We start from the raw sequence: 14,786 nt of genomic DNA, 5'->3' as shown, positions 1-14,786 counted from the left end.
GGCGGCCCCTTGCGCAGGCGGCGCGATCCCGCTGTCAGGATGTGCTCGTGGACCGCCCCGACACCGACGACGACGCAACCGGCCCGATTCGCCGGATCACGGACGAGGTGTCCCCTTCGCCGGCGCGAGGTGCGTCCGGAACGCCCGGTACGCCCCGGAAACCCGCCCGCCGGACCCCACCTCCCGACGGCGCGCGCCGCGCCGCCGACCCGGCTCGCCGCCGCACCGACACGGGGCCGCAGCGCGTCCCGGCCAACGGTGCCGGCACCCCGCGAGCGAACGGCGATCGCCGGGCCGACACCGGACCCCAGCGGGCCGCCCGGCGCGGGGACACCGGGCCGCAGCGGGTCCCGGCCGGCACCAAGCCGCGCCCGGCGAAGAAACCCGAGCCCGAAACCGGCCACGGCCACGGCCACGGGCATGGCCACGGGCACGGCCCCGCCGCCCCGGCGTCGAAGCGCGTCAAGCTCCTGCTGATCTGGCTGCTCGCCCCGCTCGCGCTGGCGACCGTCGTCGGCATGGTCGTGCTCTACCCCTGGGGCAAGCCGGACCCGACGAGCGTCGTCCCGCAGGGCACGCCCGTGGCCGCGGACATCAGCGCCACCACCACCGGCCCGTGCCTCGCCCAGGGTCAGGTCCAGGTCGGCGACCAGACCGACCCGAACGCGAAACCGTGCCTGACGGTCGACCTCACCATGACCGACGGCCCGGCGAGCGGGAAGCAGCTGAAGCTGACCGTCCCGATCGAGCCGAGCACGCCGCGGTTCGCCGCCGGTGACGCCGTCGTGCTCGCCTACAACGGCGGCAACGCGAGCGATCCGGCCAGCTTCCAGCTCGTCGACTTCCAGCGCGGCACCCCGCTGCTCGTGCTGGCCGCGCTCTTCGCGGTCGCCGTGCTGGTGCTCGGCCGCTGGCAGGGCCTGGCCGCGCTCGTCGCGCTCGGCCTGTCCTTCCTCGTGATCGCGCTGTTCATCCTCCCGGCCATCCTCGCCGGCGAGAACCCGCTGGTCGTGGCCATCGCCGGGTCCGGCGCGATCATGTTCATCGCGCTCTACCTGACCCACGGCCTGACGGCGAGAACGTCCGCGGCCGTCCTCGGCACGCTGGTCAGCCTCGCGCTCATCGGTGTCCTGTCGGCGATCTTCTCCGCGGCGGCCTCGCTGACCGGGCTCGACGACAGCACGTCGACGCTCATCGGCTCCCTCGGCCACGGCATCGACGCCCGGGGTCTCTTGCTGGCCGGCGTCGTGATCGGCGCGCTCGGCGTGCTCGACGACGTGACCGTCACCCAGACCAGCGCGGTTTGGGAGCTGCGGCGCGCCAACCCGGACCTGACCTGGCAGGAGCTGTACCGCTCGGGCCTGCGGATCGGGCGCGACCACGTCGGGTCGGCGGTCAACACGCTCGTGATGGCCTACGCCGGGGCCGCGCTGCCGGTGCTGCTGTACTCGTCGATCTCGGGGGTCGGGCTGGGCGCGCTGCTCGGCAGCGAAGAGATCGCGCAGGAGATCATCCGGACGCTCGCCGGCAGCGTCGGCATCGTGGCGGCCGTCCCGGTGACGACGATCCTGGCCGCGCTGATCGCCTCCCGCGAGCCCGCCGCGTACCTCAGCAGCACCACCAAGTCCGTTCCGTCTCACGCGTAACACCGGCGCACCCCGACCGAGCCGTACCAGCGAGAACGCGGTAGGAAGGCCTCAGCCGACCCGGGGAGGCGCCATGTTCGTGCTCATGGGCCCGCGCCAGGTGGTTCGCGGCGCGCTGCGGGTGGTCACCGCCACGGTCCAGGCCGTGGAGTCGCTGCCGCGCATCGCGGCCGCCCTCGAGGACGTCCGCGCCACCCTGCACCACGTCGAGCGCCTCACCGCGTACATCGCGCAGGAGGTCCCCGAGCTCGTCTACCAGCTCGAGCAGCTGCGCGAGGCGGACGAGGAGCTCAGTCGAGAGTCGCCACGAACCGGCTGACCGCCTCCATCGTGAACCGCTGCACGTACTTGCCGGACGGCGCCACCGACGCCAGCCGGTAGAGCGGGCGGTCCGCCACGCCGGAGCCGCGCGCCTCGGCCTTCAGCTCGGCGACCAGCAGCTCGCCGAACACCAGGCCGTTCGCCTCGGTGTTGTTCATCAGCGCGTTCGCCAGCTTCCGCAGCTGCAGGATGCCCAGTTCGCGACCACCCGTGCCGGAGAACACCGCGAGGTCGACCTTCGCCACCTTGCCGCGCTGGCCGGCGTTGACCAGCAGGCTCACCGTGCGGGAGCCGCGGACGTCGCCGATCACCAGGTCGAGCCGCGTCGCCGTCACGAGGTCGACGCGGCGCAGGCCCCAGGTCCGGACGATCAGCGTCGAGCCCTCCAGCCAGACGCGGCGGCGGATGCTGACCGCCATCACGTACAGCAGCGGCAGCGCGATCACCAGCGCCACGATCAACCCGATCAGGGTGCCGCCGATCAGGCCGGCGACGCCACCGAACGCGGCCGCGACGATCACCACGCCGATCAGGCCCGAGATCCCGCGGCGACGGCGGCCGCGCGGGTCCTCCTCGAACAGCGCCAGCCGCTCGGCCGGTTCCTCCGCCATGGTCAGGCCCCCGTCCCGGCGAGGAACGGGTTGCCCGCGCGTTCCCGGCCGATCGTCGTCACCGGGCCGTGGCCCGGCAGCACCACCGTGTCGTCCGGCAGGCTCTCCAGCAGGTCCCGCACCGCGCCGGGGTCGGCACCGCGGCCGACCGAACCGGCGAACAGCGTGTCGCCGGTCAACGCGAGCCGGCCGCCCTCGGCCGTCGCCAGGCTCAGGACCACCGAGCCCGGCGTGTGCCCGGGCACGTGCCGGACGTCGACGGCCAACCCGGCGAAAGTGCCCGGTTCGAGCGGCACGCTCTCGCCGTCGTACAGCGAGGCGTCTTCGGGGTGCAGGTGCAGCGCAACGCCGTGTTCGGCCGCCAAGGAAGCGGCCGAAGCGACGTGGTCGGCGTGCCCGTGGGTGGCCACCAGCGCCGCCGGGACCAGGCGGTGCTCGGCGAGCGCGGCGGTCAGCGGGGCGGTCACTTCCTCCCCCGGATCCACGACCACGCAGGGCCCGCCGGCGGCCTCCGCCAGCAGGTAGCAGTTGGCCTGCAGCGGGCCGCTGCCGAACCCGACGACGAGCACCGAACGCCTCCCGGACTTCCGCGCCGGATGGCGCCGATCACGATCGGGTTGAGACTAGCGGGCCCTGTACATGGTCCTCACAGGCTGTGCCCATACACTGCCGCTACCTCAGACGTGTGACACGAGCGGAAACCTGGAGGGTACGGGGTGGCGACCAACCAGCAGCGCCGCGAAGCTGCGAAGCGCAAGCTCGAGAGGCAGCTCGAGCGCCGATTGGAGCAGCAGAAGCGACGCAGGAGGATCGGCGCTGGTGTCGTCGGCGTGGCCGTGCTCGTCGTGGCGGGCGTGGTGGTGTGGATCGTGAGCGCCAACGGCGGTGAAGCCACCGACACGGCGGCGTCGTCCTCGGCCGCTCCGCCGCCGACCGACCTCCAGATCCCGACGGAGCGCACGGCGCTGCCGAAGCGGACCACGGCGCTGCCGAACCCGACGACGTGCGACTTCAAGGCCGACACGACGGGCAAGGCGCCGAAGAAGGTCAACCTGCCCGACGGCAAGAACGTCGCGTCGACCGGCACGGTGAACGTGACGCTGAAGAGCACGGCGGGCGACATCCCGCTGACGCTCGACCGGGCGCTCGCGCCGTGCGCGGTGCAGAGCTTCCTCAGCCTGGCGCAGCAGAACTTCTACAACGACACCATGTGCCACCGGCTCGGCACCGAGGGCCTGCAGATGCTGCAGTGCGGTGACCCCTCGGCCACCGGCGACCCGACCCAGGACGGTCAGGGCGGCCCCGGCTACACGATGCCGGACGAGGCGTTCCCGGAGATCAAGTACGGCCGCGGCATCCTCGCGATGGCGAAGACGTCCGCCCCGAACTCGGGCGGCAGCCAGTTCTTCATGGTCTACGGCAACGCCGACGGCCTCCCGGCGGACTACTCGGTGTTCGGCAGCATCAGCGACGAGGGCCTGAAGGTCCTCGACGCCGTCGCCAAGGCCGGCATCGCGAACCCGAACCCGCAGGACGGCACCGGGGCGCCGACGAAGCAGGTGAAGTTCACGGGCGTGACCGTCTCCTAGTGGCGGCGCGCATCGAGCTGAACGGGGACCCGCTCGGCCCGGGCGCCTTCGTCGCGGGGATGACCTCCTACGGTCACTTCACCGCGATGCAGGTCCGGGACGGGCGGGTCCGCGGGCTCGCGTTCCACCTCGAGCGGCTCGCGACGAGCACCCGGCTGCTGTTCGGCACCGACCTCGACGTCGACCGGGTGCGGTCCTGCGTCCGGCACGCGATCGACGGCGAACCGGCGCTTTCGGTGCGGGTCATGGTGGTCACCCGCTCGTTCGACGAGCCCCTCGTACCGGAGATCCTGGTCCGGACACTCCCGCCGCACCCGCCCGAACCGGCACCGCTGCGCCTGCGGACGGTCCGGTACCAGCGTGATCTGCCGCAGGTGAAGCACCTCGGCACCTTCGGGCTGATCTACCACTCCCGCCAGGCCGAGCTGGCCGGCTACGACGACGCGCTGTTCGTCGACCCGGCCGGCCGGATCAGCGAGGCCTCGGTGTGGAACGCCGGTTTCCTCGCCGGCGACACGGTCGTGTGGCCGGAAGCCGCGGTGCTGCCGGGGATCACGATGCTGGTGCAGAAGGAAGCCTTGCGCCGCCGGGGAGTGCCGCAGGAGACCCGCGAGGTCCGGCCGGCGGACCTGCGCGACTTCGACGCGATGTTCGTCACGAACTCCGAGACGCCCGGGCGCGCGGTCGCCTCCGTCGACGACCTCGTGCTGCCGCCCGCGGACCACGCGGTCGAACTGCTCGCGGAAGCGTACGAAACCGTGCCGTGGGACGAAATCTGAACCGCACCCGCTCCGCCCCCGTGTAGAGGGGCAACACCGGGACCCGCCGGGGTCACCGGGGAGAGGTGCCGACGATGGTCGCAAACCCCGCGGTGCGCCGCGTGCTCGGGCGCGCCGGGCAGGCCGGGGCCGCCGGTGTCCTCTTCGCCGTGCTCGCCGGGGGTCCCGCGCTCGCGCAGACCCCGCCGCCGCCGGCCGCCGTCAAGTACTACATCGTCCCGCACGCCGACAACCCGGACGACATCACGCTGTTCAAGATCGCCGAGCGCGCTCTCGGTGACGGCAACCGGTTCCCCGAGATCTTCAAGCTGAACCAGGGCCGGCCGCGACCCGACGGGACGCCCTTCACCGACGCCACCGCCATCGAACCCGGCCAGGTGCTGCAGCTGCCCGACGACGCCCGCGACCCCGCCGTCCAGTACGGCCCGCTGCCCACCGCTCCCCCGGTCGCCGTCCCGGAAGCCGAACCGGTGGCGGAACCCTCCGGGCTCGGCGTCGGGCTCGCCTCCGCCGTGAGCGGCACCGGCGGGCTGCTGACCGGCCTGATCGCCGGGCTCTGGTGGCGCCGCCGGCCTCGGCTCGTCCCGCCACCGCCGGTCGAACCGGTCGAAGAAAGCGACGACGGCTCCGGCTCGGTCAGCGGCACCCTGCCGATCCCGGTCGTGCCCGAAGTCCTGCGCACGGAACCCGTCACGACCGAGCTCTCGATCATCGTGCTCGACACAGCCGAAACGCAGGTGGTCGCCGCCGTCCGGCCCGGCTCGCGGTTCCACTTCCGGCTCGGCGGGAAACCGGACTTCGCCGACGACTCCACCGTGCTCGTCGTCGACGGCGAAAGCGAGCCCTGAGCTGAACGGATCAACCAGCGCCCGAACGCTGGCCTTCGGGGCGCCGGTGCCGCGATAGTCGAACGATGACCTCGGATCCGTTCGGGACGCTGCGCACAACGCTCTGGATCGGTGGGGCCCCGTGGACGGGCAAGTCGACCGTCGCCCGGCTGCTGGCCGAGCGCCACGGGCTGACGACCTACCACCACGACGACCGGACGCGGCCCGGTAGCGGCCCGGCCGACGACGTCCCCGCCGTCGACCAGCTGACCGCGCTGCTGGCCGAGTTCCGGCAGCGGTTCGACTGCGCGCTGGCCGACCTGCGCGCCCTGGCCTCGCCGCGGCCGATCGTCGCCGAGGGCCGGGGCCTGCGCCCGGAACTGGTCGCGCCGCTCGTGGACTCGCCGAGCCGGATGGTCGTGCTGGTGCCGACCGAGCTGTTCCGCCAGCACCAGCTGCGGCACCGGCCGGACGAGCCCACCATCCCGCGCCAGCGCAGCCGCCTGACGCGCGACCGGATGCTCGCCGCGCAGGCCGTGCGCTCGGCGCGGGAGCTCGGCATCCGCGTCATCGAAATCGACGGCAGGCTCGACCCCGCCGGGGTGACCGACGTCGTCGCCGACCACTTCCACGCCTACCTGGATGGCTGACGCCCCCGTTGGCGGAATCCGCGGCGAGCACCGAAGATCGGTGGTCGACACGGCGTTCCGCACGGCGAAGGAGCTTCCTTGGGGTTCGGGAGAAGGCCGGCGTTCACCGTCGCGCTGGCATTGGCGGCCACCGTCGTGACGAGCGTGCCCGCCGGCGCCGCCGGCCGCTGGACCGTGAGCCTCACCGGGGCGGTGACCGCGGCCGTCGCCCGCACCGGCGACGGCGGCCTGACCTTCGCGGTTTCCCGCGGTGACACGACCGTGCTCGCCCCCGCTCCCCTGGGCCTGCGGACGCGAGCCGCGGACCTGACGCGGGACCTGGAGTTCCTCCGCCGCACCGACCGGGTCGTCGACGAGCGCTACTCGATGACCACCGGGAAGCGCTTGCAGCGCCACGCACGAGCGGCCGAGACGACGTTGTCCTTCACCGGCACCGACGGGACCCGGCTGGACGTGGTGGTCCGCGCGGCCGCCGACGGCGTCGCCTACCGGTACGTGCTGCCCGCCGGCGGGACTGTTCTCAGCGAAGCGTCGGCGTTCACGCTGCCCGCGACCGCACCGGCGTGGCTGCTGCCCTACTCCCCCAACTACGAGAAGGTCCGCGTCGAAACCACCGCGGGCGGCGCACCGGCGGGCGACTACGGGTTCCCGTCGCTGTTCGCCACCGGCGACGGCTACACGCTGCTGACCGAGTCCGATGTGGACGGACGGTACTCCGGCGCCCGGCTGACGCACCCGGCCGGCACGGCGGACTACGCGATCAAATTGGCCGACGCCACTGTCACCGGCGCGGGGCCGTTCGCGACGCCGTGGCGGGTGGCGATCACCGGCGATCTGGCGACGGTCACCGAGTCCACCTTGGTCGACGACCTCGCGGCACCGTCCGAACTGGACGACACGTCCTGGGTGCGGCCGGGCAAGGTGGCCTGGTCGTGGCTGTCCGAACACGACAGTCCGCGCGATCCCGTGCGGCAGAAGCAGTTCGCCGACTTCGCCGCCCGCCACGGCTGGCCGTACCTGCTCGTCGACGAAGGCTGGGACGCCGCCTGGGCGCCGGACGTCGTCCGCTACGCCCGCGCTCGCGGCGTCGAGGTGCTCCTCTGGTTCCGCTGGGACGACCTCGACACGCCGGCCGAGCGCGCGCGGTGGCTGCCGCTGGTCAAGTCGTGGGGCGTGGCCGGGATCAAGGTCGACTTCATGGACTCCGACACGCAGGCGCGGCTGGGGTTCTACGACGACGTCGCGCGGGCGACCGCCCAGCAGCGGCTGATGCTCAACTTCCACGGCGCGACCGTCCCGCGGGGGTTTCAGCGCACCTGGCCGCACGTGATGAGCTTCGAAGCCGTGCGCGGCGCCGAACAGCTCGCGACGCGTGCCGCGACCAACACGATGTTCCCGTTCACCCGCAACGTCGTCGGCAGCATGGACTACACGCCGACGGCGTTCGTCGTGTCCGATCGGGACACCACGGACGCGCACGAGGTGGCGACCTTCTTCGTCTACGAATCCGGCTGGCAGCACGGCGCGGACAACCCGGAGAACTACGAAGCCCGGCCGGAGGCCCTGCGCACCCTCGACGAGCTGCCGACCGTCTGGGACGAAACGCGGCTGCTGTCCGGACGGCCCGGCCGTGAAGCGGTGTTCGCGCGCCGCTCGGGTGAGCGCTGGTTCGTCGGCGGCATCTTCGCCGGCCCGGCCACGACCATGACAGCAGCGCTGGACTTCCTGGGCCCGGGCCGCTGGGTCGCCGACACCCTGCGCGACGGGCCGTCCGGGCTGGTCCGGGAGACCTCGGAAGTCACCTCGGGCGAACGGCTGCGCGTGCCGATCGCCCAGAACGGCGGCTTCGTGACGATCCTCAGCGGAAGGTGAACCGCGGCGGGCGCCGTTCCAGGAACGCGGCGACGCCCTCCGCGTAGTCGACGCCGTGCAGTGCCTCGGAGCGGATCTCCTCGACCTCGGCGTCGGACGTCTCCTGCCCGGCGACGATCTTCTCGATGATCCGGTTCATCCCGCGGATCGAGGCTTGCGAGCGCGAGCAGAGGGTCGCCACGAACTCCCGCGTCGACGACTCCAGCGAGGCGGCCGGGAAGACGTCGTTCAGTAGGCCGATTTCACGGGCCCGTTCCGCGGTGATCAGCTCACCCGACAGCAGGAAGTACTTCGCGTGCGCCGGACCGACCAGCGACACGAGCTGGCGCGTCGAGTCGAAGTGGTAGACGATGCCGAGCTTCGCCGGCGTGATGCCGAAGCGGGAGCCTTCGGCGGCGAAGCGGAAGTCGCAGGCGACCGAGACCTGGCAGCCGCCGCCGATGCAGTTGCCCTGGATCATCGCCACCGACGGCTTGCGCAGCGCGGTCAGCGCCGCCACCGCGCCCTCGACCGCCTTGTCGTAGCTCGCCGCGCCGTCGGCGGTGGTGCGCAGCTCGCCGAACTCGCTGATGTCCGCGCCCGCCGAGAAGTGCTTCCCGGCACCGGTGATCACGAGCACCTTCACCGCGGGATCGGCGTCGACCTCGGCCACGACGTCCGGGATCGCCGACCACATGCCGTAGGTGATGGCGTTCATCTTCTCCGGGCGGGTCAGCGTGAGCCGGGCGACTTCGCCGTCGCGCGTCAGCTCGAATCCGTCGGTCATGACTCGCACCTTAACCGCTCGCTCTGAGCGAAAACTGCGGTGTGTGACACGGTCGTGCCGCTAGCTTGGGGCCCATGGCGATGATCGAAGTGAACGGGACGGCGTTCGGCTACGACGAAGCGGGAGAGGGGCCCGCGGTCGTCCTGCTGCACGCCGCGATCGGCGACCGCCGGATGTGGGACGCCCAGTTCACCGCGCTCGCCGCCACGCACCGGGTGATCCGCTACGACCGCCGCGGCTTCGGCGAGACCGCCGACCGCCCCGGCGAGTACGCCCACTTCGAGGACCTGCTGGCCCTGCTCGATGCCCGGGGGATCGAGCGGGCCGCACTGGTCGGGGCGTCGATGGGCGGGGCGTGCGCGCTGGACGCCGCCCTGGCCGCGCCGGAGCGGGTCACCCGGCTCGCGCTGCTCGGCTCGGGCCTGACCGGGCACGCCTGGCCGGACCACATGCAGCGGGACATCGCGCAGCTCACGGCGGAGATCGACCCGGACGGCCGGCTCGCCCGGTACGCCGCCCGCGAAATAGACGTCGACGAAGCGGACGTGCGCGCCATGGCGGAGGCCAACATCCGCTACCTCGTCGCCGGTCCGGACCGGGACGTCTCGGTCCTGCCGGCGGACATGCTCGCGCTGGTGCGGGAAATGTGCGAGCAGGTCTACCGGCACGACTGGACCGCTCCACAGTGGACGGAGAAGATCCCCGACACCCGGCACCGGCTCGGCGAGATCACGACCCCGGCCCTGGTGGTGATCGGGACGGCGGACGCGCCCGGCCTCGTCGAGCTTTCCCACCACCTCGCGGCATCGTTGCCGAACGCGGAGCTGGCCGAGCTCCCGGACACCGGCCACCTCCCGGCGATGGAACGGCCGGCCGAGGTCACCGCGCTGCTGCGGAAGGTCCTGTGACGCGGCTCAGGTGAAGATCTTCTGCACCTGGTCGGAGATCTTCGCGACCAGCTCGGAGAACTGCGCCAGCCCGCCCAGCAGCCCCTTGACCTTCTCCCAGCGGCTGCGCACCACCGCCGGCTCCGCGGCGTCGCCCGCGCGCAGGTCGCCCGCCAGGTCGGTCAGCGTGTCCTCCAGCACCTCCTGCTTCGCGAGGTCCTTCCCGCGCACTTCGGCCGTCAGCCGCTCGACCAGCTGCAGCAGCGAGGAAACCGTCTCGTCGGCGCCGCCGCCCTCGATACCGGTCTGGCTGATCCGGCCCGAGTTGTCGCCGCCGATGCTGACCTTGTTCGTGATCCGGTGTCCCATCAGGCCTCCGTTCCGGCGTTCCGGCCGGTCGTCTTCGGCACGCGCGGCCGCGCGCCGCGCTGCCCGGTCTGGGTGATCGGGGCGCGGTTGTCGCCGCCGATGCTGATGTCATTGTTGATCACGACCGCGGCCTGCTCGTCGAACTGCGCCGTCGAGAACCCGGCATCGTCGAGCAGCTTGCCGATCGTCGGCAGGAGCCTGCTGCCGATGATCTTCTCGTAGCGTTCGACGTCGAGGAGCTGGAAGTAGTCGGTGAACAGGTTGACGGCCGCGAGCTCGCGCAGGGTGCTCGCGGTGCCGTAGCGCTCCGGGTCGAGGACGCCGGCTTCGCGCTTCGGCTGGCGGATCCACGAGGCCAGGTTCGCGATCCGGCCCGGCAGGCTCGCCGGCAGCTCGAGCCAGGCGAGCATCCCCTGCCCGAACGGGCGCAACGACTCCTGCCGCATCTTGTCCACGACCCGGTACTCGCCCTTGATCGGCGGCAGCATGAACGGCGTCCACTCGACGTACAGCGTCGTCTCGTCCACCGCCACGTGCAGGAACGTCGTGAGCACTAGGTCGCGGTCCCAGGTCTCCACCTGGAAGCACAGGTAGTAGCGCGCCCACTCCTTCGGCTCGCGCCGGATCCGCTCGACGTCGGCCTCGGTCAGCCGGGTGTGCGGCGGGTACTCGATGTCCGGCAGGTAGGACGCGGCCTCGCTCTCCGCGAGGTGGTCGATGAGCTCGGCGGCCGGGGTGAACACCGCGTCGGTGACGGTCAGCCCGCCCAGCCGCCGGTCCGGCGACAGCGCGGCCGACTGCCGCAGGTCCGCGATCGCGCCGCGGATCTCCTCGTACAGCGTCTCGGTGGTCAGCTCCCGCCGGGTCTCCGGGTCGCTCTCGTCGTCTTCGAGCCGCTCCAGGGGAATCGCCATGGACCACGCGTCGCGCCGGAAACCCGCGCCCACGAAGGGTTTGTAGCCGCGGTACACCACCAGCGGCGCGCCGGGCATGCCGGCGAACTCGTCGCCCCGCTGGTAGCGGCCGAGCTGCTCGCGGAAGTCTTCGGTGAACAGCCCGGAGAGGCTGCCGGTGTCGGGGGCCGGCGGCGCGAAGCGCTTGAAGCGCGTGGTCAGCAGGTTCCACAGCGACCAGCGCTCGAAGGTGACGACCATCAGCACGACCACGGCCAGCACCACGCCGATGACGACCCGGGCGGTGTCGTCGCCCGGGGCGTCGCCGAAGTCGACGTCCTCGGCGTAGCGCGACGAATACGAGCTCCGGGTTTCGAAGAGCTCGTCCGCGTAGGTCAGCAGCAGCCACACGACGACGACCACGGCGAGCACCAGGGCGAGCGTCTTCGGGTTGAACACCCGCTCGTTCGCGTACGCGGTCTTCCCGGCCCGCGCGACGACCAGCAGGACCGACAGCACGATCCAGCCGTACAGCAGCGGGTTGTCCCACGACAGCGCGACGACGACGGCCATGAGTCCCACCAGCACGCCGTCGTAGGTCTTGCGGCGCGCTCGCGCCCGGACCGCCTCGGTCAGCACGCGGCCGGCGTCGAGGCCCGGCGACGGCGGGACCGGCCGGGTCGGCTCGACGAGGAACTCCCTGATCGCTTCGGTGGTGTAGCGGGGATCGAGGTACGCCGCCGCGCACAGGTAGCGCGTGGTGTCGTCGGCCATGCCGCCCCCTTCGGTCAAGGGGCCTCGGTCACTCCACGGACGTCCCCCTGCAATTTGCGGACCGTAGCATGCAGTAACGGAAACCGGCACCGCAATTCCGGGCAAAACCGGCGGGCCGAGACGCCGAGCCGGTCCGCGGTGTCCACTGTGGACCGGCTCGGCAGCTAACGGCGGACGTCGCGTCGTGGGTCCCTCAGGAAGCCGACGTCACGCGGTAGACGTCGTAGACGCCTTCCACGCCGCGAACCACCTTGAGGACGTGGCCGAGGTGCTTCGGGTCGCCCATTTCGAACGAGAACCGGCTGACCGCGACCCGGTCGCGGGACGTGGTCACCGACGCCGAGAGGATGTTGACCTTCTCGTCCGCGAGCACCTTCGTCACGTCCGAAAGGAGGCGGTGCCGGTCGAGCGCCTCGACCTGGATCGCCACCAGGAACACCGAGGACGCCGAGGGCGCCCACTCGACCTCGACCAGCCGCTCGGGCTGGGACTGCAGGTCGCCGGCGTTCGTGCAGTCCGTGCGGTGCACCGAAACGCCGCCGCCGCGGGTCACGAACCCGAGGATCTCGTCGCCCGGCACCGGGGTGCAGCAGCGGGCCAGCTTGGCCCAGACGTCGCTGGCACCCTTGACCACCACGCCGACGTCGTTCGAACCGCGACGACGGGTGACCGTGGACGGCGTCGCGCGCTCGGCGAGCTCCTCCTCCGCCGCGTCGACCCCGCCGATCAGCGCCACCAGGCGCTGGACGACGTGCTTGGCGCTCGTGTGGCCCTCGCCGACCGCCGCGTACAGCGACGAGATGTCCGCGTGGCGCAGCTCGGTCGCCACCGCGCCCATCGACTCCGCGGAGACCAGCCGCTGGATCGGCAGGCCGACCTTGCGGATCTCCTTGGTGATGGCTTCCTTGCCGCCTTCGATCGCCTCGTCGCGGCGTTCCTTGGCGAACCACTGCCGGATCTTGGCGCGGGCCTTCGGCGAGCCGGCGAACGACAGCCAGTCGCGCGACGGGCCGGCGTTCTCCGCCTTCGACGTGAAGATCTCGACGACTTCGCCGTTCTCCAGCTTGCGTTCGAGCGCCACCAGGCGGCCGTTCACGCGGGCGCCGATGCAGCGGTGGCCGACCTCGGTGTGCACGGCGTAGGCGAAGTCGACCGGCGTCGAGTCCACGGGCAACGTGATGACGTCGCCCTTCGGCGTGAACACGAAGATCTCGCGCGCCGCCAGCTCGTAGCGCAGCGACTCGAGGAAGTCGCCCGGGTCCGCCGCTTCCCGCTGCCAGTCGAGGAGCTGGCGCATCCACGCCATCTCGTCGACGTCCATGGCGTTGCCGTTGTGCGTGCCCTTGGTTTCCTTGTAGCGCCAGTGCGCGGCGATGCCGTACTCGGCGGTGCGGTGCATCTCGTAGGTGCGGATCTGCACCTCGAGGGGCTTGCCGTCCGGGCCGATCACGGTGGTGTGCAGCGACTGGTAGACGCCGAACCGCGGCTGCGCGATGTAGTCCTTGAACCGGCCGGGCACCGGCTGCCACAGGGCGTGGACGACACCCATGGCGGCGTAGCAGTCGCGGACGTCCTCGACGAGGATCCGGACGCCGACCAGGTCGTGGATGTCGTCCAGGTCGCGGCCGCGGACGATCATCTTCTGGTGGATCGAGTAGTAGTGCTTCGGCCGGCCCTCGACCTTCGCGGTGATCCGCGACGACACGAGGTTGCTGGTCAGGTCGGTGATGACCGACCGCAGGTAGATGTCGCGCGAAGGCGCGCGGTCGGCGACCAGGCGCACGATCTCGTCGTACTTCTTGGGCTGCAGGATCGCGAACGCGAGGTCTTCCAGCTCCCACTTGACCGTGGCCATGCCGAGGCGGTGCGCCAGCGGGGCGAGGACTTCGAGCGTCTCGCGGGCCTTGCGGGCCTGCTTCTCCGGCGGGAGGAAGCGCATGGTGCGCATGTTGTGCAGCCGGTCGGCGAGCTTGATGACCAGCACGCGCGGGTCCTTGGCCATCGCGATGACCATCTTGCGGATGGTCTCCGCCTCGGCGGACGTGCCGAGCTTGACCTTGTCCAGCTTCGTGACGCCGTCGACGAGCTCGGCGACCTTCTCGCCGAAGTCGGCCTTCAGGCTCTCGACGGCGTAGCCGGTGTCCTCGACCGTGTCGTGCAGCAGGGCCGCGACCAGCGTCGTGGTGTCCATGCCCAGCTCGGCGAGGATGGTCGCGACGGCCAGCGGGTGCGTGATGTACGGGTCGCCGGACTTGCGCCGCTGGTTCCGGTGCAGCTCCTCGGCGACGTCGTAGGCGCGCTGGAGCAGCCCGAGGTCGGCGTTGGGGTGCAGCTCGCGGTGGATGACGGCCAGGGGTTCGAGGACCTGCTTGACCGGGGCGGCGCGCTGCGCGGTGATCCGCCGGGCGAGACGCGCCCGGACCCGCCGGGTCGCGGACGGGTTCGGCGCCGCGCCGTTCGGCCTCGGCGGCTGGGCCGCCGCCTGCCCGTTCTGCTGGGCGCCCTCTTTCGCGGGCACCGCGGCGTCGAGCTCCTGGCTCACCCGCACCTCCTGCTGCTCGTGCGGCCTTCGGAACACCAGGGTAGCCGCTACGCCTCGCGGCCCTCTCGGGTGCGCCCGTTCAGGGGGATGTGACGCCCGCTACCAGCGGGTTCACCTCGCGGATTCACCTCGTGGTCAGGCCCATCACCCCGATGCCCGATTGTGACTACGGCCGGCAGTACCGCGTCAAGGCGGGAAAGATGCCTTGACCCCGGCACCGCCGGCCGTGTTCTGGCTTCGGATCGGGGTGGTGGGGGCGG

The 14,786-nt window shown here is 71.9% G+C and carries 14 protein-coding genes; 8 read left to right on the top strand and 6 right to left on the bottom strand.

Annotated elements, in window-relative coordinates:
- Positions 1-47 precede the first annotated feature (47 nt).
- Both ACIQWX_RS19335 and ACIQWX_RS19330 read left to right on the top strand, forming a co-directional pair.
- The gene (locus ACIQWX_RS19335; RefSeq protein WP_400872446.1) at positions 48-1,646 is read left to right on the top strand and encodes a YibE/F family protein; all 1,599 of its coding nucleotides are present in this window, start codon (positions 48-50) and stop codon (positions 1,644-1,646) included.
- Positions 1,647-1,719: 73 nt separating this feature from the next.
- The gene (locus ACIQWX_RS19330) at positions 1,720-1,965 is read left to right on the top strand and encodes a hypothetical protein (RefSeq protein ID WP_400872442.1); all 246 of its coding nucleotides are present in this window, start codon (positions 1,720-1,722) and stop codon (positions 1,963-1,965) included.
- On the opposite strand, the gene ACIQWX_RS19325 is transcribed toward ACIQWX_RS19330, so the two are convergent.
- Positions 1,937-2,578 (bottom strand): hypothetical protein, encoded by a 642-nt coding sequence (locus ACIQWX_RS19325; RefSeq protein WP_400872439.1) that lies wholly within the window; start codon positions 2,576-2,578, stop codon positions 1,937-1,939. The genes ACIQWX_RS19330 and ACIQWX_RS19325 overlap by 29 nt on opposite strands.
- Positions 2,579-2,580: 2 nt before the next feature.
- Positions 2,581-3,147: an MBL fold metallo-hydrolase gene (locus tag ACIQWX_RS19320; RefSeq protein WP_400872436.1), complete on the bottom strand. Its 567-nt coding sequence runs from the start codon at positions 3,145-3,147 to the stop codon at positions 2,581-2,583.
- 147 nt (positions 3,148-3,294) lie between these two features.
- On the opposite strand from ACIQWX_RS19320, the gene ACIQWX_RS19315 reads away from it, so the two are divergent.
- The 5 genes from ACIQWX_RS19315 (at position 3,295) to ACIQWX_RS19295 (ending at position 8,295) form a co-directional block, all read left to right on the top strand.
- Positions 3,295-4,167, top strand: a complete 873-nt coding sequence (locus ACIQWX_RS19315; protein WP_400872433.1) for a peptidylprolyl isomerase — start codon at positions 3,295-3,297, stop codon at positions 4,165-4,167.
- The gene (locus tag ACIQWX_RS19310; RefSeq protein WP_400872430.1) at positions 4,167-4,946 is read left to right on the top strand and encodes an aminotransferase class IV; all 780 of its coding nucleotides are present in this window, start codon (positions 4,167-4,169) and stop codon (positions 4,944-4,946) included. The genes ACIQWX_RS19315 and ACIQWX_RS19310 overlap by 1 nt, the downstream gene beginning before the upstream one ends.
- A 74-nt stretch (positions 4,947-5,020) precedes the next feature.
- Positions 5,021-5,794, top strand: coding sequence for a hypothetical protein (locus ACIQWX_RS19305; protein ID WP_400872427.1), 774 nt, complete (start codon positions 5,021-5,023; stop codon positions 5,792-5,794).
- A 65-nt stretch (positions 5,795-5,859) separates the two neighbouring features.
- Positions 5,860-6,423 (top strand): hypothetical protein, encoded by a 564-nt coding sequence (locus tag ACIQWX_RS19300; protein WP_400872424.1) that lies wholly within the window; start codon positions 5,860-5,862, stop codon positions 6,421-6,423.
- 78 nt (positions 6,424-6,501) lie between these two features.
- Positions 6,502-8,295: a glycoside hydrolase family 97 catalytic domain-containing protein gene (locus ACIQWX_RS19295; protein ID WP_400872421.1), complete on the top strand. Its 1,794-nt coding sequence runs from the start codon at positions 6,502-6,504 to the stop codon at positions 8,293-8,295.
- On the opposite strand, the gene ACIQWX_RS19290 is transcribed toward ACIQWX_RS19295, so the two are convergent.
- On the bottom strand, positions 8,282-9,061 hold the full coding sequence (locus ACIQWX_RS19290; RefSeq protein WP_400872418.1) for an enoyl-CoA hydratase/isomerase family protein: 780 nt from the start codon (positions 9,059-9,061) through the stop codon (positions 8,282-8,284). The two genes, ACIQWX_RS19295 and ACIQWX_RS19290, sit on opposite strands and share 14 nt — an antisense overlap.
- Positions 9,062-9,135: 74 nt before the next feature.
- On the opposite strand from ACIQWX_RS19290, the gene ACIQWX_RS19285 reads away from it, so the two are divergent.
- Entirely contained in the window at positions 9,136-9,969 is an 834-nt protein-coding gene (locus ACIQWX_RS19285; protein WP_400872415.1) for an alpha/beta fold hydrolase, read from the top strand.
- A gap of 6 nt (positions 9,970-9,975) precedes the next feature.
- Here the strand turns inward: ACIQWX_RS19285 and ACIQWX_RS19280 are convergent, their stop codons facing one another.
- The 3 genes from ACIQWX_RS19280 to ACIQWX_RS19270 form a co-directional block, all read right to left on the bottom strand.
- The gene (locus tag ACIQWX_RS19280) at positions 9,976-10,317 is read right to left on the bottom strand and encodes a hypothetical protein (protein WP_400872413.1); all 342 of its coding nucleotides are present in this window, start codon (positions 10,315-10,317) and stop codon (positions 9,976-9,978) included.
- Positions 10,317-11,984, bottom strand: coding sequence for a hypothetical protein (locus ACIQWX_RS19275; protein ID WP_400872411.1), 1,668 nt, complete (start codon positions 11,982-11,984; stop codon positions 10,317-10,319). The genes ACIQWX_RS19280 and ACIQWX_RS19275 overlap by 1 nt, the downstream gene beginning before the upstream one ends.
- A gap of 193 nt (positions 11,985-12,177) precedes the next feature.
- On the bottom strand, positions 12,178-14,526 hold the full coding sequence (locus ACIQWX_RS19270; RefSeq protein ID WP_400872408.1) for a RelA/SpoT family protein: 2,349 nt from the start codon (positions 14,524-14,526) through the stop codon (positions 12,178-12,180).
- Positions 14,527-14,786 lie beyond the last annotated feature (260 nt).

The organism is Amycolatopsis sp. NPDC098790 (genome assembly GCF_044759945.1).
Classification (GTDB): Bacteria; Actinomycetota; Actinomycetes; order Mycobacteriales; family Pseudonocardiaceae; genus Amycolatopsis.
Note: the sequence above shows the minus strand (reverse complement) of the source record. Positions and strands in the feature narration are given on the sequence as shown.